The 25128-nt window shown below is 71.6% G+C and carries 23 protein-coding genes; 11 read left to right on the top strand and 12 right to left on the bottom strand.

Annotation, left to right across the window (positions count from 1 at the left end; genetic code table 11):
* Positions 1-132: 132 nt before the first annotated feature.
* The 3 genes from cobS to AHOG_RS23095 form a co-directional block, all read right to left on the bottom strand.
* The gene (gene cobS, locus AHOG_RS23105) at positions 133-882 is read right to left on the bottom strand and encodes an adenosylcobinamide-GDP ribazoletransferase (RefSeq protein ID WP_093943217.1); all 750 of its coding nucleotides are present in this window, start codon (positions 880-882) and stop codon (positions 133-135) included.
* A gap of 314 nt (positions 883-1196) precedes the next feature.
* Complete coding sequence (gene cobT / locus AHOG_RS23100) at positions 1197-2264, bottom strand: nicotinate-nucleotide--dimethylbenzimidazole phosphoribosyltransferase (RefSeq protein WP_093943216.1); 1068 nt, start codon at positions 2262-2264, stop codon at positions 1197-1199.
* 22 nt (positions 2265-2286) lie between these two features.
* Entirely contained in the window at positions 2287-2871 is a 585-nt protein-coding gene (locus AHOG_RS23095; RefSeq protein ID WP_093944725.1) for a bifunctional adenosylcobinamide kinase/adenosylcobinamide-phosphate guanylyltransferase, read from the bottom strand.
* A gap of 226 nt (positions 2872-3097) precedes the next feature.
* On the opposite strand from AHOG_RS23095, the gene AHOG_RS23090 reads away from it, so the two are divergent.
* Entirely contained in the window at positions 3098-3298 is a 201-nt protein-coding gene (locus tag AHOG_RS23090) for a hypothetical protein (RefSeq protein ID WP_093943215.1), read from the top strand.
* A gap of 174 nt (positions 3299-3472) precedes the next feature.
* Here AHOG_RS23090 and AHOG_RS23085 read toward each other — a convergent pair whose 3' ends face one another.
* A complete protein-coding gene (locus AHOG_RS23085; protein WP_093943214.1) occupies positions 3473-4456 on the bottom strand; it encodes an aldo/keto reductase family protein in 984 nt (327 codons plus the stop codon).
* A gap of 55 nt (positions 4457-4511) precedes the next feature.
* Positions 4512-5168, bottom strand: a complete 657-nt coding sequence (locus AHOG_RS23080; RefSeq protein ID WP_093943213.1) for a DUF3043 domain-containing protein — start codon at positions 5166-5168, stop codon at positions 4512-4514.
* Positions 5169-5679: 511 nt separating this feature from the next.
* Here AHOG_RS23080 and AHOG_RS23075 point away from each other — a divergent pair.
* Both AHOG_RS23075 and AHOG_RS23070 read left to right on the top strand, forming a co-directional pair.
* Entirely contained in the window at positions 5680-6807 is a 1128-nt protein-coding gene (locus AHOG_RS23075) for a glycerate kinase family protein (RefSeq protein ID WP_093944724.1), read from the top strand.
* Between the two features lie 145 nt (positions 6808-6952).
* A complete protein-coding gene (locus AHOG_RS23070; protein ID WP_093943212.1) occupies positions 6953-7324 on the top strand; it encodes a HesB/IscA family protein in 372 nt (123 codons plus the stop codon).
* 393 nt (positions 7325-7717) lie between these two features.
* Here the strand turns inward: AHOG_RS23070 and AHOG_RS23065 are convergent, their stop codons facing one another.
* Entirely contained in the window at positions 7718-7924 is a 207-nt protein-coding gene (locus tag AHOG_RS23065) for a hypothetical protein (RefSeq protein ID WP_093943211.1), read from the bottom strand.
* 229 nt (positions 7925-8153) lie between these two features.
* Between AHOG_RS23065 and AHOG_RS23060 the strand changes: the two genes are divergently transcribed.
* Complete coding sequence (locus AHOG_RS23060; protein WP_093944723.1) at positions 8154-9089, top strand: carbohydrate kinase family protein; 936 nt, start codon at positions 8154-8156, stop codon at positions 9087-9089.
* A gap of 130 nt (positions 9090-9219) precedes the next feature.
* Here AHOG_RS23060 and asnB read toward each other — a convergent pair whose 3' ends face one another.
* Positions 9220-11148, bottom strand: a complete 1929-nt coding sequence (asnB, locus tag AHOG_RS23055; protein ID WP_093943210.1) for an asparagine synthase (glutamine-hydrolyzing) — start codon at positions 11146-11148, stop codon at positions 9220-9222.
* Positions 11149-11366: 218 nt separating this feature from the next.
* Here asnB and ctaC point away from each other — a divergent pair, with 218 nt between their 5' ends.
* On the top strand, positions 11367-12284 hold the full coding sequence (gene ctaC / locus AHOG_RS23050; protein WP_093943209.1) for an aa3-type cytochrome oxidase subunit II: 918 nt from the start codon (positions 11367-11369) through the stop codon (positions 12282-12284).
* A 51-nt stretch (positions 12285-12335) separates the two neighbouring features.
* Complete coding sequence (locus AHOG_RS23045) at positions 12336-12734, top strand: cytochrome c oxidase subunit 4 (RefSeq protein WP_093943208.1); 399 nt, start codon at positions 12336-12338, stop codon at positions 12732-12734.
* 840 nt (positions 12735-13574) lie between these two features.
* Here the strand turns inward: AHOG_RS23045 and trpD are convergent.
* The 3 genes from trpD to AHOG_RS30380 all read right to left on the bottom strand — a co-directional run bounded on the left by trpD (position 13575) and on the right by AHOG_RS30380 (position 15843).
* The gene (gene trpD, locus AHOG_RS23040; protein ID WP_093943207.1) at positions 13575-14645 is read right to left on the bottom strand and encodes an anthranilate phosphoribosyltransferase; all 1071 of its coding nucleotides are present in this window, start codon (positions 14643-14645) and stop codon (positions 13575-13577) included.
* 14 nt (positions 14646-14659) lie between these two features.
* Positions 14660-15070, bottom strand: coding sequence for a hypothetical protein (locus tag AHOG_RS23035; protein ID WP_093943206.1), 411 nt, complete (start codon positions 15068-15070; stop codon positions 14660-14662).
* Positions 15071-15132: 62 nt separating this feature from the next.
* Positions 15133-15843: a hypothetical protein gene (locus tag AHOG_RS30380; RefSeq protein ID WP_184451131.1), complete on the bottom strand. Its 711-nt coding sequence runs from the start codon at positions 15841-15843 to the stop codon at positions 15133-15135.
* Between the two features lie 98 nt (positions 15844-15941).
* Here AHOG_RS30380 and ctaE point away from each other — a divergent pair, with 98 nt between their 5' ends.
* Genes ctaE through qcrB form a run of 4 tightly spaced genes read left to right on the top strand, consistent with a single transcriptional unit; the run spans position 15942 to position 20234 of the window.
* Positions 15942-16553, top strand: a complete 612-nt coding sequence (ctaE, locus tag AHOG_RS23020; protein ID WP_093943205.1) for an aa3-type cytochrome oxidase subunit III — start codon at positions 15942-15944, stop codon at positions 16551-16553.
* A 50-nt stretch (positions 16554-16603) separates the two neighbouring features.
* A complete protein-coding gene (qcrC, locus tag AHOG_RS23015) occupies positions 16604-17413 on the top strand; it encodes a cytochrome bc1 complex diheme cytochrome c subunit (RefSeq protein WP_093943204.1) in 810 nt (269 codons plus the stop codon).
* Positions 17410-18537, top strand: coding sequence for a cytochrome bc1 complex Rieske iron-sulfur subunit (gene qcrA, locus AHOG_RS23010; protein ID WP_093943203.1), 1128 nt, complete (start codon positions 17410-17412; stop codon positions 18535-18537). Before qcrC ends, qcrA begins: the two co-directional genes overlap by 4 nt.
* On the top strand, positions 18534-20234 hold the full coding sequence (gene qcrB / locus AHOG_RS23005) for a cytochrome bc1 complex cytochrome b subunit (RefSeq protein WP_093943202.1): 1701 nt from the start codon (positions 18534-18536) through the stop codon (positions 20232-20234). The genes qcrA and qcrB overlap by 4 nt, the downstream gene beginning before the upstream one ends.
* 213 nt (positions 20235-20447) lie before the next feature.
* Here qcrB and AHOG_RS23000 read toward each other — a convergent pair whose 3' ends face one another.
* Positions 20448-20732 carry an Lrp/AsnC family transcriptional regulator gene (locus AHOG_RS23000; protein ID WP_093943201.1) on the bottom strand — a complete coding sequence of 95 codons (285 nt, stop codon included), beginning with the start codon at positions 20730-20732 and terminating at the stop codon, positions 20448-20450.
* A 112-nt stretch (positions 20733-20844) separates the two neighbouring features.
* Entirely contained in the window at positions 20845-22563 is a 1719-nt protein-coding gene (locus tag AHOG_RS22995; RefSeq protein WP_093943200.1) for a DEDD exonuclease domain-containing protein, read from the bottom strand.
* A 682-nt stretch (positions 22564-23245) separates the two neighbouring features.
* On the opposite strand from AHOG_RS22995, the gene AHOG_RS22990 reads away from it, so the two are divergent.
* Positions 23246-24649, top strand: a complete 1404-nt coding sequence (locus tag AHOG_RS22990) for an NYN domain-containing protein (RefSeq protein ID WP_376700108.1) — start codon at positions 23246-23248, stop codon at positions 24647-24649.
* Positions 24650-25128: the final 479 nt, after the last annotated feature.

Genomic DNA, 25128 nt, shown 5'->3' with positions numbered 1-25128 from the left:
CGCCGGGGTCCGGCGTCGCGGCGGACGTCTAGGACCGGTACGACTGCCGGGTCTTCCGCGTCCCGGTCCGCAGGCTGCGGGGACTCGGGGACTCGGCGAGGTCGTCGCTCGCCGCCGAGCCGGGCGGTCCGCTCAGTGCGCGGCGGCAGCGGCGACCAGGACGATGGTCACCGCCGTCTCGCAGGCCGCGCCGAGGACGTCGCCGGTCATCCCGCCGAAACGTCGAGTGGTGTGTCGAGAGAGGACGGCCACCGCGCCGAAGGCGGCGGCCACCCCGATCGCGGGCGCCCAGGGGCTCTGCGGCGCCGTCGCGGCCGCCGCGATCAGGATCACCGCCCACCAGCCCAGCGCGACCGATCGGCGTTGTCCGCCCGCGACCAGCGCGCCGAGCCCGTCCGGCCGCGCGGCGGGCACTCCGCGTCGCGCACACCAGACGAAGGCCGCTCGGCCCGCCGCGAGCGCCACGGGGAGGACGTGCCAGGCGCCCGCCTCGGCCAGCGCCGCCAGGGCCGCCGCCTGCACCCCCAGGGCGACGACGAGGGTGACGACGGCGAACGGGCCCGCGCCGCCGTCGCGCATCACCGCCAGCGCGCGCTCCCGCGGCCCGTAGCACCCGAGTCCGTCGGCCGTGTCGGCCAGGCCGTCCAGGTGCATGCCGCGCGTGGCCAGGGCGAGGAAGCCCACCACGAGCAGTCCGACGGCCGCCGACGGCACCCCGACGGCGGCGAGTCCGAGCAGCACGCCCGCGCCCAGCAGCCCGAGCAGGCCGCCCACCAGCGGCGCCAGCGTGATCGCGTGTCGGGCGGTGCGGGCGTCGACGACCGTGGTCGGCACCGGCAGCACGGTGAGCCAGCTCAGCGCCAGCCGCAGTCCACCGCCCATGTCGCCGCTCCCCGTTCTGCCGTCTCTCCGTGCCCCGTCTCTCCGTGCCCCGGCCGTCCGTGCCCCGGCCGTCGGAGTGTCGCGGCGCCGTCCTGTCCGGCGCTCATGACTCGGTGGGCCGTCGTCTTGTGAGCAGGCCCGACGCGCTCCGACCGCCTGGCGAGCATCGGCGGACACAGCGAGGTCGGCTCGGCGAGTCGCGTGCCCGGCCAGGGCCCGCGCACCGGATCCGGATCGGCGCGCCGCGACGACGACGCCGTGGACCGACGCCGGCGTCGGGTTCGCCGAACACCGTGACCGCCCGCCATCCTCGCTCAGGCCGTGCCGGTCACCCCGGCCTCGTCGAAGGTGGCCATCTCGGTCAGCACGCGAGTGGCGAGGGTCAGCAACGGCAGCGCCGCCAACGCACCGGAGCCCTCGCCGAGCCGCAGGCCCAGGTCCAACAGCGGATCGAGGTCGAGCTGGTTCAAAACCAGTGCGTGCCCCGGCTCCGCCGAGCGGTGGGCGGCCACCCACCAGTGGCGCGCACCCGGTGCCAGCTCCTCGGCGATCAACGCCGCCGCGCCGACGATCAGGCCGTCCAGCAGCACCGGCGTCCGACGCACGGCGGCCTGGGCGAGGAAGCCGGCGATCGCCGCCAGATCGGCGCCGCCCGCGACCCGCAGCAGCGCCGACGGGTCACTCGCGACCGGCCGGGCTCGACGCAGGGCGTCACGGATCACCACGGTCTTGCGCATCCAGCCCGCGTCGTCGATGCCGGTGCCGCGCCCGACGACGGCCACCGGCTCGGTGTCGGTGAGGGCGGCGATGAGGATCGAGGCCGGGGTGGTGTTGCCGATGCCCATGTCCCCGGCGATCAGCAGATCGGCTCCGCCGTCGATCTCCTCGTCGGCGATCGCCCGGCCCGCCGCGAGCGCCGCGGCCGTCTCCGCCTCGGTCAGCGCGTCCTCCCGGTTCACCGCGCCCGAGCCGCGCCGGACCTTGTGTGACGCGATCAGCTCCGGAGTGTCGCCCGCCACCGCGATGTCGACGACCCGGACGGTGGCGCCCGCGTTGGTCGCCGCCACGTTGACCGCGGCCCCGCCGGTGAGGAAGTTCGCGACCATCTGGCCGGTGACCTCGCTCGGATAGGCGGAGACGCCCTCGGCGGCGACACCGTGATCGCCCGCGAACACGACCACCCTGGGCCTGCTGAACGGCCGGGGCGGGCAGAGGCCCTGGCAGGACGCGATCCACACGCCCAGCTCCTCCAGCCTGCCGAGGGAACCGGCGGGCTTGGTGAGCTGCGCGTGCCGGGCCACCGCCTGCCTGCGGGCCTGCTCGTCCGGCGGCGTGATCGCGGGGAACGCTGCCTTCGATCCGTCGGCGTCTACCGTGCTCACGTCCTGCCTTTCGTCGGGCCCGTCACCGCAGCCGCAGCGGCAGTCCGGCGACGAGCAGACACACCTCGTCGCAGACGTCGGCCAGCCGTGCGTTGAGCGCGCCGAGTTCGTCGCGGAAGAGCCTGCCAGAGCGGGTGGCGGGGACGACACCCAGGCCGACCTCCGCGGAGACGATCACCAGCCGTCGATCGTGTTCCGCGACGGCGGCCACCAGTCCGTCCAGTCGGGCGCGGGCCTGCATCCAGCCCGCCTGCGAGCCGGACCAGACGTCGTGGTCGTCGAACAGGCCCGTCAGCCAGGTCGCCAGATCATCGATCAGCGCCGCGTCCGAGCCCGCGCGCAGCTCGGCGAGTCGGGTGGGCAGCTCGGCGGCCGCGGTCACCTCCACGGTTCGCCAGGACTCGGGGCGTCGTCGTTCGTGGGCGGCGATCCGCGCGGTCCAGTCCGCGTCGGCGGGGTCACGGCGGCCGGTCGCCAGGTAGACGGCGGGCTCGTCGGCGGGCAGCAGTCCCTCGGCGTGGGCCGACTTCCCGGAACGGGCGCCGCCGAGGATCAGGCTCCGGCGGCCGGTGGTCGACCGCACGGTGTTCGACTGCACGGGGGTCATCTGAGTCCTTCGTCGCGGGCGTCCTCGGTCGGCGTACGGCCGTCGCGGCCTGTCGTCGCCGTGCGTCACCGGGCAGGTCGACCGCGCCCGACTTCCCGGCCGGATCGTCGGTGCGGTTGCCACCGCGAAGTATCGGACGTCTCCGGGGTCGGCGGGCCGCCGGGTCTGACAGGCTGGTCACGATGGGGCGGCGACGCCAGAACCCCGAGGACGACGAGGAGTTCCGATGGCCTATCACTGGCGATATCACGACGGGGCCGGTCGCGAGATTCCCGGACCGCAGATCGGCTTCGCGGAGCAGACCGCCGCGGAGCGCTGGTTCGAGGACCAGTGGCCGGAACTGGCCGAGGCGGGCGTCGAGCAGGTGACCCTGGTGCACAACGGAGCCGACGTCTACGGGCCGATGAGCCTGAGCCCGGAGGACTGAGCCGGCTGGTCGATCGGTGCGGCCAGGGGCCCGCCCGGACGTTCGGAGCAGGCATCGGCTAAGACGGAAGGCCGATCGGCCGCCACGTCCGCCGCCGAGTCGACCCGAGTCGACGCCGAAGCGCGCAGGCCCGGACCGCCGCCCGTTCGGGCGAGGTCCGGGCCGGTCCGGCACTCAGGGGGAGACGGTGAGCATCGGGTCACGCTCGACGACGTCGCCGAGGATCGAGTCGATCTTGTCGAGGACGTCCTGGTCCAGCGTCACGCCAGCCGCCTTGACGTTCTCCGTGACCTGTTCGGGCCGGGAGGCGCCGATGATCGCCGAGGCCACGTTCTGGTTCTGCAGCACCCAGGCCACCGCGAGCGCCGCCATGGACAGCCCGAGATCGGCAGCCACGGGCTTGAGCTGCTGCACGCGCTCGAGCACGTCGTCCCGCATGAAGCGGGAGATCATCTTGCCACCCGCCTCGTCGGTGGCCCGCGATCCGGCGGGCGGCTGCTCGCCCGGCAGGTACTTGCCGGTCAGGACGCCCTGAGCGATCGGGGACCAGACGATCTGGCTGATGCCCTCGCGCTCACAGGTCGGCACCACCTGCGGCTCGATGACCCGCCACAGCGCCGAGTACTGCGGCTGGTTCGAGATGAACGGCACCTTCAGCTCTCTGGCCAGCTCGGCACCGCGGGCGATCTGCTCGGCATTCCACTCGGACACGCCGATGTAGAGCACCTTGCCCTGTCGGACCAGGTCGGAGAAGGCCAGGAACGTCTCCTCCAGCGGCACGGTCCTGTCGAACCGGTGGGCCTGGTAGAGGTCGACGTAATCCGTCTGAAGCCTCTCCAGCGATGCGTTGCAGGACTCGATGATGTGCTTGCGGCCGAGGCCACGGTCGTTCGGCCCCTGGCCGGTCGGCCAGTAGACCTTGGTGAAGATCTCCAGGCTCTGCCTGCGCTTGCCCGCGAGGGCGCGGCCCAGCACCGACTCGGCCTTGGTGCCTGCGTAGACGTCGGCGGTGTCGAACGTGGTGATGCCCGCGTCGATGGCGGCCTCCACACACGCCTTCGCCCGCTCCTCCTCCACCTGCGAGCCGTGGGTGAGCCAGTTGCCGTACGAGATCTCACTGATGGACAGGCCGCTGCGGCCCAGACGACGGAACTCCATACGGACGATCCTAAGGGTCGTTCGCCGGGGTAACGATCGATGTGACGCAGTCGCCTCAGCGCTTGGCCGCCCACAGCTTCGGCGCGTCGGTGTAGGTCACCCTCGGCCGAGGCACCCGCAGCTTGCGGATCTGCGTGGCGCGCGTGAAGCAGTACCAGCCGATGCCGAAGCCCTTGTCCCGCGCCTCGGGGAACCTCGCCCTGACCCGCTTGGTGACCATCCGCCCGAGCATCACGCCCTCGAAGATCATGGTGATCAGCATCAGCGAGGTCGCCAGGCTGGCGTACTGCTGGACGGCCGCCGAGGGCAGCAGGATGGCGACGAACACCAGGATCGCCAAGGGCATGAACAGACCCATGATGTTGCGCCGGGAGTCGACCAGGTCTCGGATGTAGGCCCGCACCGGGCCCCGGTCACGCGGCAGCAGGTACCGGTCGTCGCCGGACATCATCCGCTCACGCCGTTCGGCGCCCGCCTTGCGCCGGTCCTCCTTGGTGCCCCGCATCCGCTGGACGGCCTCGCGCTGATTCTTCGGGGCCGACACCGGGCCCCGCCGCTTGCCCTCGGCCTCCCGACGGGAGGGCGTGGGGCGGCCCTTGGCGGGTGTGTAGCCCTTGGGGCGTGTCTCCGCCGCCGTGTCCTGCACGGTCGCCACCGATTCGGCGGCGTCGGTCGACACGGTGTCACTCGTATTGCGGCGAAGGAACCTCACGCCACCAGAGTAAAGGAGGCCGCTCTCGCCTCGTGGGCGCGGCAGGAATGCGGCAGGAATGCCGCGGGAACGCGGGGGACGGCGGCTCGGCGGCACGAGTCCGCCCGCCCCGCCTCGACCCCGACCGCCCCGCGGCCCCGTCGACGCGCGCGGGGCCGACGGCGCCGACGGTCGACGGGCTCGCGGCGCGGCAGGCGCCGGGCCCGGTCGGGCCGATCCGGTGCGGCGGGTCGGAGTGGCAGGCCACCCCGCGCATCCGGCCTTGAGCGGCGCAGTTCCACCACTCCGCCTGCCGTACCTCTCCCAGGGCGGCCGCTGTCCGCGACCGGCCGCTGTCCGCCACTGACTGCCGGCCGCCACCGGCCGCTGACCGCCACCGACCACGGCCCGCCCGCGCACCGATCACCGCCCGCCCCCCACCCGACACGCCGGGGGAACGGCCCGTTCGGGCCGAGGAAAGTCGCCGTGACGTCGCAGGCGAAGGCCCCGCCGCTCGCTAGGCTCTGTGGGCATGCGCATCCTGGTGGCACCTGACTGTTTCGGCGGCACGTTGACGGCACGCGAGGCGGCGGAAGCCATCGCGGCGGGCTGGCGACGCGGCGCGCCCGGCGACGAGCTTGCGATCCGGCCGCTGGCCGACGGCGGGCCCGGCTTCGTCGAGGTGCTCGCCGTCGCCCTCGGCGGCACCGTGCGTCGATCCGAGGTGACCGGTCCGCTCGGCGAGCCGGTGACCGCCGAGTGGCTGACGGTCCCCGGCGACGACGGCGACACCGCCTACCTGGAGGCCGCGCAGGCCTGTGGACTGCATCTCGTCCCCGGCCGCGACCCGGCCTCGGCGGTGCGCGCCACCAGCCGGGGCGTCGGCGAACTGATCGCGGCCGCCCGTGACGCCGGAGCCCGTCGAGTCGTGATCGGGCTGGGCGGATCGGCCTGCACCGACGGCGGCGCCGGGATGCTGGCCGCGCTCGGCGCGGTGCCGGTCGACGTCGCGGGTCGGGTGCTCGCCGACGGCGGCGCCGCGCTGCGGGACTGCGCGGCCCTGGCAGGCGAGGCCGCGCTGGGCGATCTGATCCTGGTCGCCGCCTCCGACGTCGAACACCCGCTGCTCGGCGAGCACGGCGCCGCCCACGTCTTCGGCCCGCAGAAGGGCGCCGACGCGGCGGCGGTGGCCGCGCTGGACGCGGCGCTGACCGTCTGGGCGGACGTCCTGGCGACCGCGACCGGTCGGGACGTGCGTGCCGTGCCGTCGGCGGGCGCCGCGGGCGGCCTCGGCGCGGGGCTGCTCGCGCTGGGCGCGAGCGTCGAGTCCGGCGCCGAGCTGGTGCGGCGGCTCACCGGGCTCGACGACGCGCTGAACGCCGCGGACCTGGCGGTGACCGGCGAGGGCAGCTTCGACTGGCAGTCGCTGCGCGGGAAGCTCGTCACGGCGGTGGCCCGCGGCGCGGCGGAGCGCGGTCTGCCGTGCCTGGTGCTGGCAGGCCAGGTCTCGGTCGGGCGTCGGGAGGCCGCCGCCGCCGGGGTGGAGCGTTCCTACGCGGTGGCCGAGCACGCCGGATCGGTCGACGCGGCCTTCGCCGACCCGGCGGGCACGCTCACGGCGCTGGCCGCCGACGTCGCCCGTCAGTGGAGCACCGGCTGACAGCGACTACCGTCGAGGGTGCGCCGCACGCCGCGGGGCGAGTCGACTCGGACTCGTACCGCATCGGGCGGGGCAGTCGGGAATATCCCGCTGCCTGCTCGCGTTAGGCGAGTCGGTACGGGCAAGTTGGGACTTGAGGAGAGCCATGACCGGCCAGGACATTGGGATCGACGTGCAGACTGACGCGCCGGCACACGGCGTGAAGCTCAGCGACGCCGCCGCGGCGAAGGCCAAGGCGCTGCTCGACCAGGAGGGCCGCGACGACATGCACCTGCGGATCGCGGTGCAGCCGGGCGGCTGTGCGGGACTCCGCTACCAGCTGTTCTTCGACGAGCGCTCCCTCGACGGCGACGCACGGGTGGACTTCAACGGCATCGGCCTCGTCGTCGACCGCATGAGCGCCCCGTACATCCAGGACACCGTGATCGACTTCGTGGACACCATCGAGAAGCAGGGCTTCACCATCGACAACCCGAACGCGGGCGGCTCCTGCGCCTGCGGCGACTCCTTCCACTGACACTCGGTCACCCGCACCGGCAGGCGTCTCCTCCGGGGTCCGCCTGCCCTTCCGCGCTCCGGGCCGGGCACGCCATGCGTGATGCGCGCGGCGTCCCCGGCCGGGTGAGCGGATCGCCCGGCGGCGTCCGTGGTCGAAGCAGGCCGCGTCGCAGACGCCCCGGACCCGAAGTCCCCGGCGCGGCGGGTCGGCCGCACCGTGCCGACGACGTGGCGACGCCGACGACGCCGCGGCGCTCGCCCGCGGGAGGCCCTGTCGACGGCCGAGCCGCGCCGACGCCCGTCCCGCACCCTCGAACGACGGTCGCCGACGATCGGAGAAGGCGCGACGGCTGGAGGAGGTCCGGCGGGACCCGTGGGTGCCCGGGCCAGGCCGACCCGGCGTGCGCCTGCCTCAGGTGCCGTAGTCGTCGAGTCCGCCCAGCTGCTCCCGGCATGCCCGGTCGATGCGCAGGCTCGCGGGTCGTGGGGCGGCCGAGGCGCGCCGGGTCCGCTCGGCGGTGAACCGGGCGGGCAGCGCCCGGCAGTCCCGGATGAGCTGGGGCAGTGAGTCGGGCTCGGTGGAACCCGGCCTCGTGGCGTCGGTCCTCCTACGGTCCATGACCTCGACGGTAGGTCGGTCTGCCGCCGCCCGCACCCTTACCAGCCGGTAGTCTTCCTCGCTCGGACTTCGAGACCGATCAGCTCGTCTCATGGCAGGGTTGTCCTGCTTCGACGTGTCCTTCGGGCCCGATGCGTCGAGGTGACCAGCCCGGTGGGCTCTTCAAGACGAGCGAGGTGTGCAGGACGTGCCTGTTGCTGTGACGGGAAGCATCGCCACAGACCATCTGATGCACTTTCCGGGGAGGTTCGCCGACCAGCTCATCAAGGAACAGCTCGACCGGGTCTCGTTAAGCTTCCTCGTCGACGACCTGGTCATCAGACGTGGCGGGATCGCCGCCAACATCGCCTTCGGGATGGGTGTGCTGGGTGCCCGGCCCCTGCTGGTCGGCGCGGTGGGCTCCGACTTCGCCGACTACCGCTCGTGGTTGGAGCGGCACGACGTGGACTGCACCGGGGTGCACGTCTCGGAGCTGGCGCACACCGCCCGCTTCGTCTGCACCACCGACGAGGACATGTGTCAGATCGCCTCCTTCTACGCCGGAGCGATGGCCGAGGCCCGCAACATCGAGCTCGCGCCCGTCGCCGAGCGTGCGGGCGGGCTGGAACTGGTGCTCATCAGCCCGAACGATCCCGAGGCGATGGTCCGGCACACGCGGGAGTGCCGCCAGCGCGGCCTGCCCTTCGCGGCCGACCCCTCGCAGCAGCTCGCCAGGATGGACGGCGAGCAGGTGCGGGACCTGATCGACGACGCCCGCTACCTGTTCTCCAACGACTACGAGTGGGGTCTGCTGCTGCAGAAGTCCGGCTGGAGCGAGCAGGAGATCCTGTCCAGGGTGGAGATGCGGGTCACCACCCTTGGTGAGAAGGGCGTGGAGATCGTCGGTCGGGACATCGAGCCGCTGCACGTGGCGGCCGTGCCCGAGACGGCGAAGGTCGACCCGACGGGCGTCGGCGACGGCTTCCGCGCCGGTTTCCTCGCGGCCCGCTCCGCCGGGCTCGGTCTGGAGCGTGCGGCGCAGCTGGGCTCGCTGATCGCCGTGCACATCCTCGAGACGGTCGGCACCCAGGAGTGGACGCTGGACCCGGACGCGGCCCTCGCCCGTGCCGAGGCGGCCTACGGTTCGGCGGCAGCCGAGGAGCTGACGCCGCTCGTGCGGCGCTGAACGACGCCGAAGGCGGGGCAGGCGCACCCGTGGTCACCAGGGAACGCCTGCCCCGCCTCCGCGTGCGACCGTCGGGCGGTCCGGTGTCGGCGGAGCCGACCCCAGCGGCGGGTGCCGGGCCCGCCGTCGCTCAGAGCTTCACCGGGTAGTGCGGCTCCGGGATGATCGGGTTGATGCGGTTCTCGATGAAGATCCCGTGCCAGATCATGAAGACCAGCAGCGCCCAGATCCGCCTGCTGTGGTCCAGGGTGCCCGCCTTGTGCTCCTCCAACAGGACCAGCGCGGCGTTCTTGTCGATCAGCGCGGCGGTGTCGGACCGCTGGATGATGTCGCGGGCCCAGCCGTACATCTCGTCCTTGAGCCACAGGCGCAGCGGTACCGGGAAGCCGAGCTTGCGCCGGTTGAGGACGTGCGCGGGGACGACGTCGCGCAACGCCTGCCGCAGTGCGAACTTGGTCGTCTCCTTGGTGATCTTCTCCGACTGCGGGATCTGCGCGGCGACCTTGAACACCTCGGCGTCCAGGAAGGGCACCCGCAGCTCCAGCGAGTTGGCCATGGTGACCTTGTCGGCCTTGGCGAGGATGTCGCCTCGCAGCCAGGTGAACATGTCCACGTACTGCATCCGCGTCACCGGGTCCCAGCCCTCCGACTCGCGGTAGGCGCGCGCGGTGATGTCGGTGTGCGACACGGCCGGGTCGAAGGTGTTGAGCACCCGGCGGAGCTGGTCGTCCCGGAAGATCCGGGCGTTGCCGTAGTAGCGCTCCTCCAGCGACAGCGAGCCTCGGCGGAGCAGGTCCTTGCCGCGCACGCCCTCCGGGATGTGGGTGGAGACCTTGCCCATGATCCGTCGCAGTCCGCCGGGCACCCGGTCGAACGGCGCCAGCGACAGCGGCTCGCGGTAGATCGTGTAGCCGCCGAACAGCTCGTCGGCGCCCTCGCCGGAGAGCACCACCTTGACGTGCTGCCGCGCCTCGCGGGCGATGAACCACAGGGGGACCAGCGCCGGGTCGGCCACCGGGTCGTCGAGATACCAGACGATCAGCGGCAGGTGCTCCATCATCTCTTCGGGGGAGACGGTGCGGACCACGTGCTTGACCCCGAGGGCCGCGGCGGACTCGGCGGCGACGTCGACCTCCGAGTAGCCCTGGCGTTCGAATCCGGTGGTGAAGGTGATCAGGTCGGGGTTGTGCTCCTTGGCCAGGGCCGCGATGGCCGTGGAGTCGATGCCGCCGGAGAGGAACGATCCGACGGTGACGTCGGCCCGCATGTGCTTGGCGACCGAGTCCCGCATCACGTCGGTGATCTGCTGGTACAGCCGGGCCTGCTCGGTGGGGCCGCTCACCGGCCTCGGGGTGAAGGTGGGCGAGAAGTAGCGCTGCATGACCGGCTGGCCGCCGGGCTCGACGGTGAAGGAGGTGCCCGACTCGATGCGACGAATGCCGTGGTGCAGCGTGGCGGGCTCCGGCACGTACTGGAGCGTCAGGTAGTACTGGAGGCCGCTGCGGTTGAGGGCGGGCTGCTGACCGAGCGTCCCGGACAGGTCGAGCAGGCTCTTCTTCTCGCTGGAGAACGCGGCGCCGTGCGGACCCGTCGCGTAGTAGAGCGGCTTGATCCCGAAGGGGTCCCGACCGCCGAAGATCAGCTGCTTCTCGGAGTCCCAGATCAGGAACGCGAACATTCCTCGCAGCTTGCGGATCATGGACTGCCCGAGGTAGTGGTACGCCGCCACGATCGACTCGGTGTCGCCGTCGGTGGTGAAGCGGGCGCCGTGGCGCTGGGCCAGCTCCGCGCGCAGCTCGAGATAGTTGTAGATCTCGCCGTTGAAGATGATGGTGTATCGCTCAGGAGCCTCCGGCGGACCCCAGGTCAACGGCTGATGCGAGTGCTCGACGTCGATGATCGAGAGGCGGTTGAAGCCGAAGACGGCCTCGTCCTTCTGCCACGTCTCCGACTCGTCCGGCCCTCTGTGTCGCTGACAGGTCAGCGCTCTGCCGACGGAGGCGCGAGCCGCCATGGCGTCGTTCTCGGTCGGGCAGACCAGTCCCAATAGCCCACACACGCTACTCGAGCACCTTCCGTCCCTGCTTGGCTTCTCGGCTCCAGATCAGTATGACCCGGTCCGGCGGATGTGCTGTCGACTCACCCCGAAGCGGCCGGTCACAAGTTGCTGGGCTACTCTTCCGCTCGGAATGCGGCGGCACGGCTGAAGTGTCGACCTCGATGGCGTCCCCCGCGATGGCGTCGAGGCGGTGAGCCTGATCAAGGAGGCGTCGAGCAGTGGGCCAGAAGGCAACGCGGCTGGCGAAGCTGGGTGGATCGTTCGGCCTGGTAGCCCTGGCAACCACCGGCTGCTCCGCGAGCGATGTGCTTCGCTTCGGCTGGCCGGAGGGAGCCACCCCCCAGGCCGATCAGATGCGCAACCTGTGGACATGGTCGGTGATCGCGGCGCTGCTCGTCGGCGTCCTGGTCTGGGGCCTGATCCTCTGGTCGGTGGTGTTCCACCGCAAGCGCGGTGACGAGATGCCCCGCCAGACTCAGTACAACGTTCCGTTGGAACTGGTCTACACCGTCATCCCGCTGGTGATGGTGACCGTCCTCTTCTACTTCACCGCGACGACGCAGAACTACGTGCTCGCGCAGGAGGAGGATCCCGACGTCACCGTCGAAGTGGTCGCCTTCCAGTGGAACTGGGAGTTCCGTCACCTGGACGAGATCACGCCCGACGGCGACCCGGTGAGCACCCTGGGCAGCAGCGACGAGATCCCCCTGCTGGTGGTCCCGACGGACCAGGTCATCCAGTACGAGGTGCGGTCCAACGACGTCATCCACTCGTTCTTCGTCCCGGAGTTCCACTTCAAGCGCGACACGTTCCCGCATCCGGAGAAGAACAACCAGGACAACGTGTTCCAGAACGTGATCGACCAGCCGGGCGCGTTCGTCGGTCGATGCGCCGAGCTGTGCGGCACCTATCACTCGATGATGAACTTCGAGGTCCGCGCGCTGCCCGGCGACCTGTACGACGAGTTCATGGATCTGCGCGTGCGGGAGAACCCGGAGACCGGCGACCTCTACACGGCCTCCCAGGCGCTGACCGAGATGGACTGCGGCGAGCTGTGCGCGCCGGAGGCGGTCACGACGCATCCGTTCAACACGGACCGCACCGCCCGCGAGGCCAGCACTCGCGAGCAGAACTAAGAACGCCGCAGGACCGGGCCGGAACGCAGAAGTACTGAGAGTGAGGACTCGATGAAGGTCGAGGCGGGGATCTTCGAGGGCACGGCGGTGTTCGCCTTCGTCGTCGCGATCGTCTACGGATTCTGGGCGCAGGAGCCGATCGGCACCACGGCCCTGGTCCTCACCGGCGGGCTCGCCCTGCTGGTGGGCACCTACTTCCGATTCGTCTCCCGGCGGATGGAGATGCGTCCGGAGGACGACCCGGAGGCCGAGGTCAGCGACGGCGCGGGGGAACTGGGCTTCTTCAGCCCCGGCAGCTACTGGCCGTTCGGCCTCGCGGCGGGCTGCGCCCTGGTCGGTCTGTCCTTGGCGTTCTTCCACATCTGGATGCTGGTCGGTGCCACGGTGGTCGTGATCCTCACCATCGGCGGGCTCCTCTTCGAGTACCACCGCGCTCCGCAGAAGCACTGACTTCTCTGCTGTTCGCCACTCGGCACCGCGGGCCTCGCCTGCGGTGCCGAGTCGTGTTCACACCGCCGAGCCGGATGAACACCGCTGCGGCGCCCGGGTCCGCACCGCCGCGTGCGCGTGCCGTCCGCCGGGGCGGCCCGCCGCGCCGCGCGCCGGCATGGCGGGGCTCGGAACGGCGTGGCTCGTCGGTTCTCCCGCATGAGGCGTCGGCGACCGCGCCGCGGAGATCGACGGATCGCGATCCGGCCGCCGCGCGGCACTCGCCTGTATCGTGCCGGCGCCCTCAGTCGATCGTGAGCGCCGTCGAGAGCGATCGCGCCCTCGTGGGCCGAGACGGGCCCGTCGGCCCGTCCTCGGCATGCTCAGCGCCCGCTACGGGACGGTTGGCGGCCGAGTACCGGCGATGATCCCACGACGAGGTCCACGACTCGGTGTCGGTCGACATCGGACAGCGCGCCGCGTCCGAAGCTCCGCGCGCCGTGCCGAGGGCTCGGCGGTCGCCCCACCTGTCCGTCGCCCTGCGGGCAGGCCGTACCGAGGCACGCCCCGACAGCGCCCGCCGCGGAAGGCTCCGGCTCGACAGCGTCCCGTCCGAGACGGCGTCCGGCCGGATCGAGCGTCCGACCCGAGACAGCGCCCGGCCACCGTCAAGCGCCCGGCCCGGAACGGCCGCGAGCCCTGGAGACGACGTCGAGGGCGAACCGGATCGAGACGGAGGATCGAGACGAAGGTCGGGGCGGCGGCTCGGCCCGGCGACGTCGACGACCCGACACGGCGGTCGGTGGCGACCGGAACGGTCCGCGGCCGAGCCTGCGCCGCCTGCCTCGGCCGGATACCCGCTCAGCGGGCGAGTTCGTCGCGGAGCTGGACGGAGCGAGCGGCCCATCGGTCCAACAGGTCGGCGGCGGCGCCGGAGTCGACGGCCTTGGCGGCCTCGGCCAGTCCCGCCCGCAGCACGTCGTCGAGATCGCCGTCGAAGCCCCGGTGCGCGGCCAGCGCGCCCGCCGCGTTGAGCAGCACGGCATCGCGAATCGGGCCGGTCCGGCCTGTCACCAGATCGCGGACGACGGCGGCGTTGTGCGTGACGTCGTCGCCTCGGAGGTCCTCGGCGGTCGAGAGTGGGATGCCCAGCACCGTCGGGTCCACCGTCACCTGGCGGACTCGACCGTCGTGGACCATCCAGGCCGTGGAGGTCGTCGTGGTGGTCAGCTCGTCCAGGCCGTCGTCCCCGCGCACCACCAGTACCGACTGGCCGCGGTCGGCGAACACCCGCGCCATCACCGGGGCGGTCCGAGAGTCGGCGCAGCCGATGAGACCGCCGTGCGGCCTGCCGGGGTTGGTCAACGGGCCGAGCAGATTGAAGGCGGTGCGGATGCCGATCTCGCGCCTGGGACCCGCCGCGCGTGCGTAGGCCGGATGGAAGACGGGCGCGAAGCAGAAGCCGATGCCCAGTTCGGTCACCGAGGCCCGCACGCCCTCCGGCGGCAGGTCGATGACGACGCCCAGGGCCTCCAGCACGTCCGCCGTGCCGCAGCTGGACGACGACGCCCGGTTGCCGTGCTTGACCACCGGCACGCCCGCCGCCGCCACGACCAGGGTGGCCATGGTCGAGATGTTGACGCTGTTGGAGCGGTCACCGCCGGTGCCGACGATGTCCATCGCCCGCATGTCCAGATGGATGAGTCGAGCGTGGGCGAGCATGGCGTCGGCCATGCCCCGGATCTCGCTCGGCGTCTCGCCCTTGGCGCGCAGCGCCACCGCGAACCCGGCGATCTGGGCGGGAGTCGCCTGGCCGGTCATCACCTGGTCCATGGCCCAGGCGGTGTTCTCCGTGCTCAGATCGTGCCCGGTGACCAGCCGCGTGAGCAGCGCAGGCCAGGTGTGGGAGGTCGATCCTGCGCTCTCCTGCATCCGCGAGATCCGTTTCAGCCGTTCGTGACGGGAAGCCGAGTGGACCGCAGCACCTCGGCCACGGTCTCGGCCGCGGCCAGCGGGTCGAGCGGGTGCACGAGCACCGCGTCGGCCTGCGACCAGGTCGCGAGCCAGCGGTCGTCCCTGCGGCGGACGGCCACGACGATGGGCGGGCAGTCGGCGATCTCGTTCTTGAGCTGGCGGGAGATGCCCATGCCGCCGGTCGGCTGCGCCTCGCCGTCGAGGATCAGCAGGTCGGCCTGTCCCTCGTCGACGATGGACAGCACGGCGGCGATCCCGTCGGCCTCCAGGTAGCGCACCCGGCCGATGTCGGCGGCGGGACGGCGTCCGACGGCCGTCATGATCGCCTCGCGGACCTCGGCGCGGTGGCTGAACACCAGGATGGTCGTGATGCTCGTGCTCATCTGCGCAGAACCCTCCGGCGACATCGGTCGTTGACTGGCCCTGATGCTAGCCGCTGGCCCGGTCAGGCTTGCAGGGCGTCCCATCCGAGCGCGTCGCCGCCGAGGCGTTGCGCCAGTCCCGCCATCCGTGATCGGGCCTGCGCGCAGTGCAGCGCGTCCAGGGACTGCACTCGCACTGCCTCCAGCCGGACCATCCCGTCGACCGACGGACTCGCCGCGGCCCCGGCGGCCGGTCGGCGGTCCGCACCCGCGGCATCGACGCGCGCGAGCATGCCGGGCGGAGCCCCGTCCTCGGAACCCTGGCCCGCGGTGTCGTGTGCCGGGGCACCCTCGGCCGAGAGGCCCGCCGCCGGGGAGTCCCGCGTCGGGGAGTCCGGTGCCTGCGAGTCGTCGGTCGGAACCGCGTCGGTCGGGGAGCCGTCGGTCGGGGAGCCCTCCGTCGGAGACCCGTCCTCGGCGGAGCCCGTGTCCGGACGGCTCCCGTCCCGGGAGGATCCGCCGGGTTCGCGGAGAAGCCAGCCCTCCTCGGCGAGGAGCTCCGCCGCCCGCGCCACCGAGGCGGCGGGCAGTCGCAGATGGTGGCGCAGCACCGCCTGACGGTCGGGGTCCCAGCGCTCGGACCTGGCCAGCACGGCCGAGTCGGCCTCGGCGGGATCGAAGGCCTCGACCACCACGACCAGCCCGGGATCGGTCACGACCGGCGGCGGAGTCCGGGCGGCACGCCGTCGAGATCGGAGTCGTTCCCACCACCGGAGCACGCCGTCGAACAGCACCCTCGCCTCATCTCATCCTCGGTTTCGCCTGCCCGTTCACGACGATCGCCGCGCCCGAGGAGGACCCGGCACGACATCCGGAGTTCTCGCAAGTAATAATGCGTCGCGTGACAACGGCATCGCCTCCCATCGCCCAGCGGGTGCATTCGCTGAACCGGCCGAACATGGTCAGCGTCGGCACGATCGTGTGGTTGTCGAGCGAACTCATGTTCTTCGCCGGCCTCTTCGCGATGTACTTCACGGTGAGGGCGCAGCACGACGGCCCGTGGCCGCCGGAGCCGTCCGAGTTGAACCTCGGCTACGCGCTGCCCTTCACGATCATCCTCGTGGCGTCCTCGTGGACCTGCCAGCTTGGTGTGTTCGCCGCGGAGCGGGGCGACGTCTTCGGCCTTCGCCGCTGGTATCTCCTCACCCTGGTGCTCGGCACGATCTTCGTCGCGGGCCAGGCAGGTGAGTACTACACCCTGATGACCGCGCACGACACCACGATCGCGTCCTCGCCCTTCGGCACCGTCTTCTACATGACGACCGGGTTCCACGGCTTGCACGTCATCGGTGGTCTCATCGCGTTCGTGTTCCTGCTCATGCGCACCAGGATGAGCAAGTTCACGCCTGCCCAGGCGACCTCGGCGATCGTCGTGTCCTACTACTGGCACTTCGTCGACATCGTGTGGATCGGGCTGTTCGCCGTCATCTACCTGGTCCCCTGACGCCGATCGACTAGAAGCCGGAACTCGACAGCAAGGGTTGTGCAGCACACATGACCACCACAGACAAGCCGCGGAGCACCTTCCGCTCCAAGCTGCGACGGCGGATCTCGGGCGTGCTGGCGCTGGGTGTGGCACTGGCGGCAGCCGGCGCGCTCTACACCGCCTTCATGCCGAAGCCGCACGTCGCGCAGGCCACCGAGCAGGCTGAACTGGAACGGCAGGGCGAGGAGCTTTACAACAACGCCTGCATCACCTGCCATGGCGTCAACCTCGAGGGTGTCCAGGACCGCGGTCCCAGCCTGATCGGCACCGGTGAGGCCGCCGTGCACTTCCAGGTCTCCACGGGCCGGATGCCGTTGATGCGCCAGGACGCCCAGGCGCTGCGCAAGCCCTCTGTGTACGACTCCGGTGAGATCGAGGCGCTGGGGGCCTACATCCAGGCCAACGGCGGCGGCCCGGAGACACCGGAGGCACGCGGAGCCGAGCTGCGCGGCGACAACCCCGCGCGCGGTGGTGAGCTGTTCCGGCTGAACTGTGCCTCCTGCCACAACTTCACCGGTCGAGGCGGGGCACTGTCCTCCGGCAAGTTCGCGCCGAACCTCGACGGGGTCTCCGAGGACGAGATCTACACCGCGATGCTCACCGGCCCGCAGAACATGCCGGTGTTCTCCGATCGGCAGCTGACGCCGACGGAGAAGGAGGACATCATCGCCTTCGTCAAGTCCGTCACCGACGGCAACAACAACCCGGGCGGCCTGTCACTCGGCGGGTTCGGTCCCGCCGTCGAGGGTGTCGTCGTCTTCGTGGTCGGGATTGCGGCGCTGGTCGGCGTCTCCCTCTGGATCGGAGCCAAGCAATGAGCGAGCCGGGCAAGGGCGTCCCCAGCGACGCCGAGCTCGCGGAGCTGAGCCGGGACGAACTCGTTCGCCTCGGAACCGAGCTCGACGACGTCGAGCTCGTCAAGTATCAGGACCGCTTCCCCGTCAAGGGGACGCGCGCCGAGAAGCGTGCCGAGCGTCAGGTGGCGGGCTGGTTCCTGCTCGCGGGCCTGTCCGGCCTGGCCTTCCTCGGCGCCTACCTCTTCTGGCCGAGCGAGTATCAGGGACCCTTCTCCGAGGGACACTTCGTCTACTCGCTCTACACGCCGCTGATCGGGGCCACCCTCGGCCTGTCGGTGCTGGCGATCGGCGTCGGCGTCATCTCCTACGCGAAGAAGTTCGTGCCGGAGGAGGAGGCCGTTCAGCAGCGGCACGAGGGCGGCTCCTCGGAACTGGACAAGAAGACGACCGCGGCGCTGCTCGCGGACGCGGGGCAGCGCAGCGGCATCGCCCGGCGGTCCATGATCAAGCGCTCCGCCGGCTTCGGCGCGGGCGTGTTCGGTCTCGGCGTCGGCGTCTTCGCCCTGGGCGGACTGGTCAAGAACCCGTGGGCTGAGGGTGAGACGCCGGACTCGCTGTGGCACACCGGCTGGATGCACACCAGCGACAACGAGAAGGTCTACCTGCGTCGCGACACCGGCGACCCCGGCGAGGTCTCGCTGGTCCGTCCCGAGGACATCCAGCCCGGCGGCTTCGAGACGGTCTTCCCGTTCCGCGAGTCCGAGCGAGGCGATCACGACGCGCTGTACTACGCGCTGCGTCGCTCGGACAACCCCGTGATGCTCATCCGGCTTCGTCCCGGATCGCAGCCGGTCAAGCGCAAGGGGCAGGAGGACTTCAACTACGGCGACTACTACGCCTACTCGAAGATCTGCACCCACCTCGGCTGCCCGACCTCGCTGTTCGAGCAGCAGACGGGCCGCCTGCTCTGTCCGTGCCACCAGTCGCAGTTCGACGTGGTGAACACCTACGCCAAGCCCGTCTTCGGCCCGGCCACGCGCTCGCTGCCCCAGCTGCCGATCGACATCGACGAGGACGGCTTCCTGGTGGCGCGCAGCGACTTCATCGAGGCCGTGGGCCCTGGCTTCTGGGAGCGTAAGTCATGAGCTCGATCACCACGCCGACGAAGCCCAAGAGCATCGGGGTGCGTGCGGCGGGAGCGGCGGCGACCTGGGCCGACGATCGCTTTCACATGTCCAGGGGCATCCGCAAGCAGCTCAACAAGGTCTTCCCGACGCACTGGTCCTTCATGCTCGGCGAGATCGCGTTGTACAGCTTCATCGTGCTGCTGCTCACGGGCACGTACCTGGCGTTGTTCTTCGACCCGTCGATGGCGCACGTCGAATACCAGGGCAGCCTGGAGAACATGCGGGGCATCGAGATGTCCCGGGCCTACGCCTCGACGCTGGACATCTCCTTCGAGGTCCGCGGCGGTCTGTTCGCCCGTCAGGTGCACCACTGGGCGGCGCTGCTGTTCATGGCCGCGATCGTGGTCCACATGCTGCGGGTGTTCTTCACCGGTGCCTTCCGCAAGCCGCGTGAGGTCAACTGGGTCATCGGCGTCCTGCTGTTCATCATGGGCTTCTTCGAGGGCCTGACCGGCTACTCGCTGCCCGACGACCTGCTCTCCGGCACCGGCCTGCGGATCGTCTCCGGCATCACCATGTCGATCCCCGTGATCGGCACCTGGGCCAACTGGGCGATCTTCGGCGGTGAGTATCCGGGCACGGAGATCATCCCCCGGTTCTACACCCTGCACATCCTGCTGCTGCCCGGCCTGATCCTCGGCCTGATCGCCGTCCACCTCGGCCTGGTGTGGTACCAGAAGCACACCCAGTTCCCCGGCGTCGGTCGCAAGGAGACCAACGTCGTCGGCGTTCGGATCATGCCGGTGTTCGCACTCAAGGCAGGCGGCTTCTTCGCCGTCGTCGCGGGCGTGCTGGCGATCATGGGCGGCATCTTCCAGATCAACGCGATCTGGCACATCGGCCCGTACAACGCCTCGCAGATCAGCGCGGGCTCCCAGCCCGACTGGTATGTGATCTGGCTGGACGGCATGACCCGGATCTGGCCGTCCTGGGAGCTGTATCTCGGCAACTATCTGGTACCGGCGGCCTTCTTCCCCGCGGTGCTGGGCATGGGGTTGATCTTCACGATCGCGGGTGCCTATCCGTGGATCGAGAAGGCGTTCACCAAGGACGACGCGCATCACAACCTGTTGCAGCGGCCCCGCGACGTTCCGGTGCGGACCAGCCTCGGCGCGATGGCGCTGGCCTTCTTCGGCGTCCTGATGTTCACCGGCGCCAACGACATCATCGCGGAGCAGTTCGACATCTCACTGAACGCGATGACCTGGGTCGGCAGACTCGGCGTGCTGTTCTTCCCGCCGATCGCCTACTACATCACCTATCGGATCTGCATCGGACTGCAACGTGCGGACCGCGAGGTGCTGGAGCACGGCATCGAGACCGGCATCATCAAGCGACTGCCGCACGGCGAGTTCATCGAGGTCCACCAGCCGCTCGGCGAGGTCGACGAGCACGGCCACCCGGTGCCGCTGGACTACCAGGGCGCGGCGGTGCCGAAGCGGATGAACGAGCTCGGCGCGGCGGGCAGCCCGGTGCGCGGCAGCCTCCTCACGCCGGACCCGGCCGAGGAGACGGCGGCCATCACGCAGGCCGAGCGCGAAGGCAGGCATCTGCTGGGGCCCGCCAAGTCCGCCCCCGCGGAGTCCACTTCGAAGGACGCAGGCGACGAGCCGACGGACGAGGACGGGGACGCCCCGAGGCGGCCGCGCGGCTGACGCGGCGCGAACGTGCGAGGACAGGGCCCGGAACCGACTGGTTCCGGGCCCTGTCTCGTGTCGCGGTCGGTGTCGCGGTGCGGGCGGGCCGGCGTCGGCCCGCTGTGTCGGTTCGGCGGGCCGGGCGCGGCCGTTCGACGCGGCCGGTTCCTCGACGGCGTCCCCAGCCGGCAGGCGGTGGTGCGGCGGGTCGGCCGTTCGGGCGTCGGCGGCTCAGTCCGCGTCGGAGCCGATGGAGAACGACTCCTCGGCGTCGCGTCGCGAGTAGGAGCGGAACGCGATGTGCGTGTCGGTGTTCAGCACGCCGTCGACCTTGCCGATACGGCCGGGGATCAACGCCGCGAGGTCGGCGTGTTCGGCGACCCGGACGAGGACGACGAGGTCGACCTCGCCGGAGCAGGAGTAGACCTCGTCGACGCCCTCGATGTCGGCGATCTCCTGGGCGGCTTCAGGAATGCGGTCGGCGACGGCGTTGACGAGCACGAACGCGGTGATCACGAAAGAACCTCCCGAAGTCCTGCGGAAACTGTGGCGATGGTAGTCCAGCGGCGGGGGGCTGATCGGCGCGCGGCGCGGGGCGGGGTGCGGCCGGCGACCGTCGGTCCGGTGGTCAGTCGGCGGCCGCGTAGCCCGCCCGGCCCGCGTCGGCCTTGGCCGCCCACCGCTGCCAGCGGCCGGCGCCGCCCGTCTGCTCCGCCCACGGCACGTCGGAGTCCACCAGGCGGGTGCCGCCGGTCGTGAGCCAGCGGCGGATCACGATCACCTCGTCGGCCGTCGCGCCGCGTAGCGGTCCGGGTTCGGGCAGCACGGTCTCGGCGCTCGCCCGCAGCATCTCGACCACGGGCATCGGCGGGACGCCGCGTCGGGCGGTGCCTGCGGAGGCGAGCCTGCCGTGGCGGATCACGGCGAGATGCCAGCCGCCCGCGCCGTCGGGCCGGGCCGCCACGAGTTCGCCGACGGCGGCCAGGGCGGCGAGCCGCTGGCCCCGGTCCAGGGCGCGCACGAGGGTGGCCAGCCGGTCGCGATGCCGGGCCGCGTCCTCGAAGCGCTGCTGATCGGCGAGTTCGCCGAGTCTGCCGTCGAGCCGTTCGAGCACGGCGGTCCTGACACCGCTGAAGAGGTCGGCGACCTCGATCACCGACGGCGCGTAGTCCTCGACGCTCTGCCTGCCCGCGCAGGGCGCGGCGCAGCGGCCGATCTCGGCGAGGGCACACGGTCGGCCGCGTTGGTCGCGAGCCGGAATCCGTTCGGCGCAGCGACGTACCGAACTGCCCTCGTGCAGCGTCTCCAGTGCGTCCTGGGCCGCACGCCGGGTGCGAAACGGCCCCATGGCGCCGTCTCGCGGCCGTCGAACCACGGAGAGCCGAGGAAAGGGCTCCTCGGTCAGCACGATCCACCACGCGCGATGCGGGGTGGTGGACCGGCGGTTGTAGCGGGGGCGGTGGGCGGCGAGCAGTCGTAACTCGCGGACCTCCGCCTCCAGGGAGTGGGCGCACTCCACCACGTCGACGCGCTCGGCGAGGGCGACCATCTCCCGGACGCGCGCCCGCGTCTCGCCCGCGGTGAAGTACTGCCGGACCCGACGTCGGAGGTCCACGGCGGTGCCCACGTACAGCACCTCCTCGCGGGGGCCTCGGAACAGGTAGACGCCGGGGGCGTGCGGCAGGTCGGCGGCGAGCTGGCGCTTGCGTCGCTGTGCGGTGCTCACCTGCGGCAGGTAGTCGAGCAGCTCCTCCAGGGACTGGACGCCGACGGGGCCGACTCGTTCGAGCAGTCCGTGCAGCACGTCGACGGTGGCGCGGGCGTCGGTCAGCGCGCGGTGGCTGGGGGTCGTGGGGGAGCCGAACAGCCGGGCCAGGGTGGCGAGCTTGACGTTGGGCGCCTCGTCCCGGCGCAGGACCCGTCGGGCCAGCTTCACCGTGCACAGGACGGTGGGCCGGGGCCAGGGGCGGTCGAGGCGTTCTGCGGCGGCGCGCAGGAACCCGACGTCGAAGGGGGCGTTGTGGGCGACCAGGACGCAGCCCGCGGCGAACTCCAGGAACGCGGGCAGGACGGAGTCGATGCGGGGCGCCTCGGTGACCATCGCGTCGGTGATGCCGGTCAGCGACATGATCATCGGCGGGATGCCTCGGCCGGGATTGACGAGGGTGGCGAACTCGCCGAGCACCTCGCCGCCGCGAACCTTCACGGCGCCGATCTCGGTGATGGCGTCGCCCCGACCGCCGCCGGTGGTCTCCAGGTCCACCACGACGAACGTGACGGCACGCAACGGTGTGCCGAGTTCGTCGAAGGTGAGCTGGAGCTCGGGAGGGCGTGCCAGGTCGGTCATCGCGGGCAGGCTAACCGGCGGGCCGGACACCGACGGCGTGCCCTGGACTCGGCGGCCGGACCGTGGACGGCGGGCGTGGTCCGCGACGGGTCTCGACAAGTCTGGGCAGTGCGTTCGGGTCTGCGACTCCGAGGCACGGGAGTCGAGGGGAGGGGAGTCGAGGGAGGGGAGTCGAGGGGACGGGACAGACGGTGTCGACTCCCGAGTCGACGGTGCCGAGGCACGGATTCCCGGCGTGCCGGTGCCGCGCCCGGCCGTGATCGCGGAACACAGCAGGTCGCCGCGCCGACGGGGCCGTAGCAGGAGAACGGGGACACCGGGCAGGCTCTAACCTGACGGGATGCCGAGTTTGAGTTCACCGGCCGGTTCGGACGAACCGGGTGCCGGCACCGGGTCCCCGCGACGGGGCGACGCGGCGGCCGACGACGACGCCGCCGAACTCCCCGCGCGCGCCGAGTCCGCCGGACCCGTGTCGCCCCCCGCGCCGCCGGAGCCCCCCGCACCTCCGGTGTTCCGGCAGCCCGTCGATGCCGCCGCCGACGGGCTCGCGTCGACGCGGCCGTCGGACGAGGTACGGGCGGCCGGGGAAGAGCCGGCCGGGGGCGAGGCAGCCGGGGAACGGGTGACCGGGGAACCGGCGGCGGCTGAACAGACGGCACACGAACAGCCGGCACACGAACAGCTGGCGGACGAAAAGACGGCCGGACCGGCGGGGGCCGAACACACGGCGGCCGAACACACGGCGCCTGAACGGGCGGGAGACGGCCAGACGGCACACGACCACCCGGCGGCTGAGCAGGAGATCGACTGGGAGCAGCTGCCCGAGCCGATTCGCGCTCGGCTGGCCGAGGTGGCCGCCGCCGCGCTCGGCGGTCTCACCCCGGCGGAGGTGCCCCGTCCACTGCGGCCGGTCGCGAAGTTCACGCCGGGCAAGCGCGCTCGTTTCGGCCGGGGGCCGCTGCTGGCGGAGTTGCGGACCTCCACGGCCTTCCGATCCGCCGTGCTCGTGTGGGCCGGGCAGCATCACCCGGCCTCCATCGACCTGGAGTCCGACGATCCGGTCACACGGGCCGTCGCCGCGTTGCTGGCGGGCGACGAGCGGTCCGCTCGCTGGGTGCGGGTGGTGGCGCGTCGCGCCGAGGACGCGCAGCTGCGGTCCGAACGTGACGTCGCCGTGACCCGCGCGGAGCGGATGGCCGCGGAGCTGGACCGGCTGCGCGCGGAGAACGGCGCTGCGCGGGCCGCCGTGGAGCTGGCCAGAACGGAGTCGGAGGCGGAGCTGGACCGGCTGCGGCGCAGACTGCGGGAGCAGGGCGTGCGGCTGAGACAGGCCAAGGACGCCGCCGCGGCGGCGCTGCTGGAGGCGGAGCAGGCGCGGGCCGCCGCCGAGGAGGCGGTGCGGGAGCTCACCGAGCAGCGCGACCGGGAACGCGACCGGGCGGAGGCCGAGCGGGCCAGGGCACGGCGGGCGCTGGCCGATGTGGAGATCGCGCGGCAGTCGGCGCGCGAGGCCAGACAGGCGGACGAGGTTCGGCTGGCGTTGCTGGTGGACACACTCGGCGGGGCGGTGACCGGTCTGCGGCGTGAACTGGGGATCGGCGGCGGCAGCGGCCCCCGGCCCGCGGACCTGGTGAGCGGGGCGAGCGTCTCGCAGGGCATGGGCGCCCGGGTGACGGATTCCGCCGCGCTGGATCGGCTGCTCGCCCTGCCCGCCGTGCACCTGGTCGTGGACGGCTACAACGTGACCAAGACCGGGTATCCCGAGCTGACGTTGGCGGCGCAGCGGGAGCGGCTCGCCCAGCAGCTCGGTGCGCTGGCGGCGCGGACCGGCGCCGAGGTGACGGTGGTCTTCGACGGCGCGGACGTCGTGTCGGTGCCGACGGTGGTGAGTCGAGGGACCCGCGTGCTGTTCAGTGATCCCGGTGTGCTGGCCGACGACGTGATCCGGGCGTTGGTGGCGGCGGAGCCGGAGGGCAGGCCGGTCGTCGTGGCGACCTCGGATCGGGCGGTGGCCGACTCCGTGCGTCGGCGGGGTGCGCATCCGGTCGCCTCCGCGGTCCTGCTGGCCCGGCTGGGCCGAATCTGATCCACGATCACGGCGATCGCGGGCGAGGCGCGTGATCGATCGCACACCGCCGTGTTCCGGGTGGCGGATGCTTACTGTTTGTTCGCACTGGAGCGGGAACAGCAGGTCGCGTGATCCAGAATTGATGAACACACCGTGATCAAAACTAGCCCTTTCGAGACCTTGTGCACTCGTTCACAACTTTTCCTTCTGAGCAGTGGACTCTGTAGCTCACTACTCGTAACCTATCCGAGACCTCGCGGCGGGCAGTCGTCCACAGGGGGCGACTCCGCAGGTCACCGCCGAATCGGCCTGTCGGGGAGCCGAGCCGGAGTCGATCAACGGAACACCCGGCGAAGTCGGTCGAAGATCGACGAACTTCGTCCGCTGATCGTCGGCCCGGTAGGCGGTATGAGAAGTACGAAGGAGTTGCTCGCGACGTGGCGTCGCATCGAATGAGAAGAACGATGCGTGGGGCACTGGCGGCGACCGTGGTGGCT

It is taken from the genome of Actinoalloteichus hoggarensis, from assembly GCF_002234535.1.
In the GTDB taxonomy this organism is placed as follows: domain Bacteria; phylum Actinomycetota; class Actinomycetes; order Mycobacteriales; family Pseudonocardiaceae; genus Actinoalloteichus_A; species Actinoalloteichus_A hoggarensis.
The sequence above is the reverse complement of the archived record's forward strand: the minus strand, read 5'-3'. Positions and strand labels throughout refer to the sequence as shown.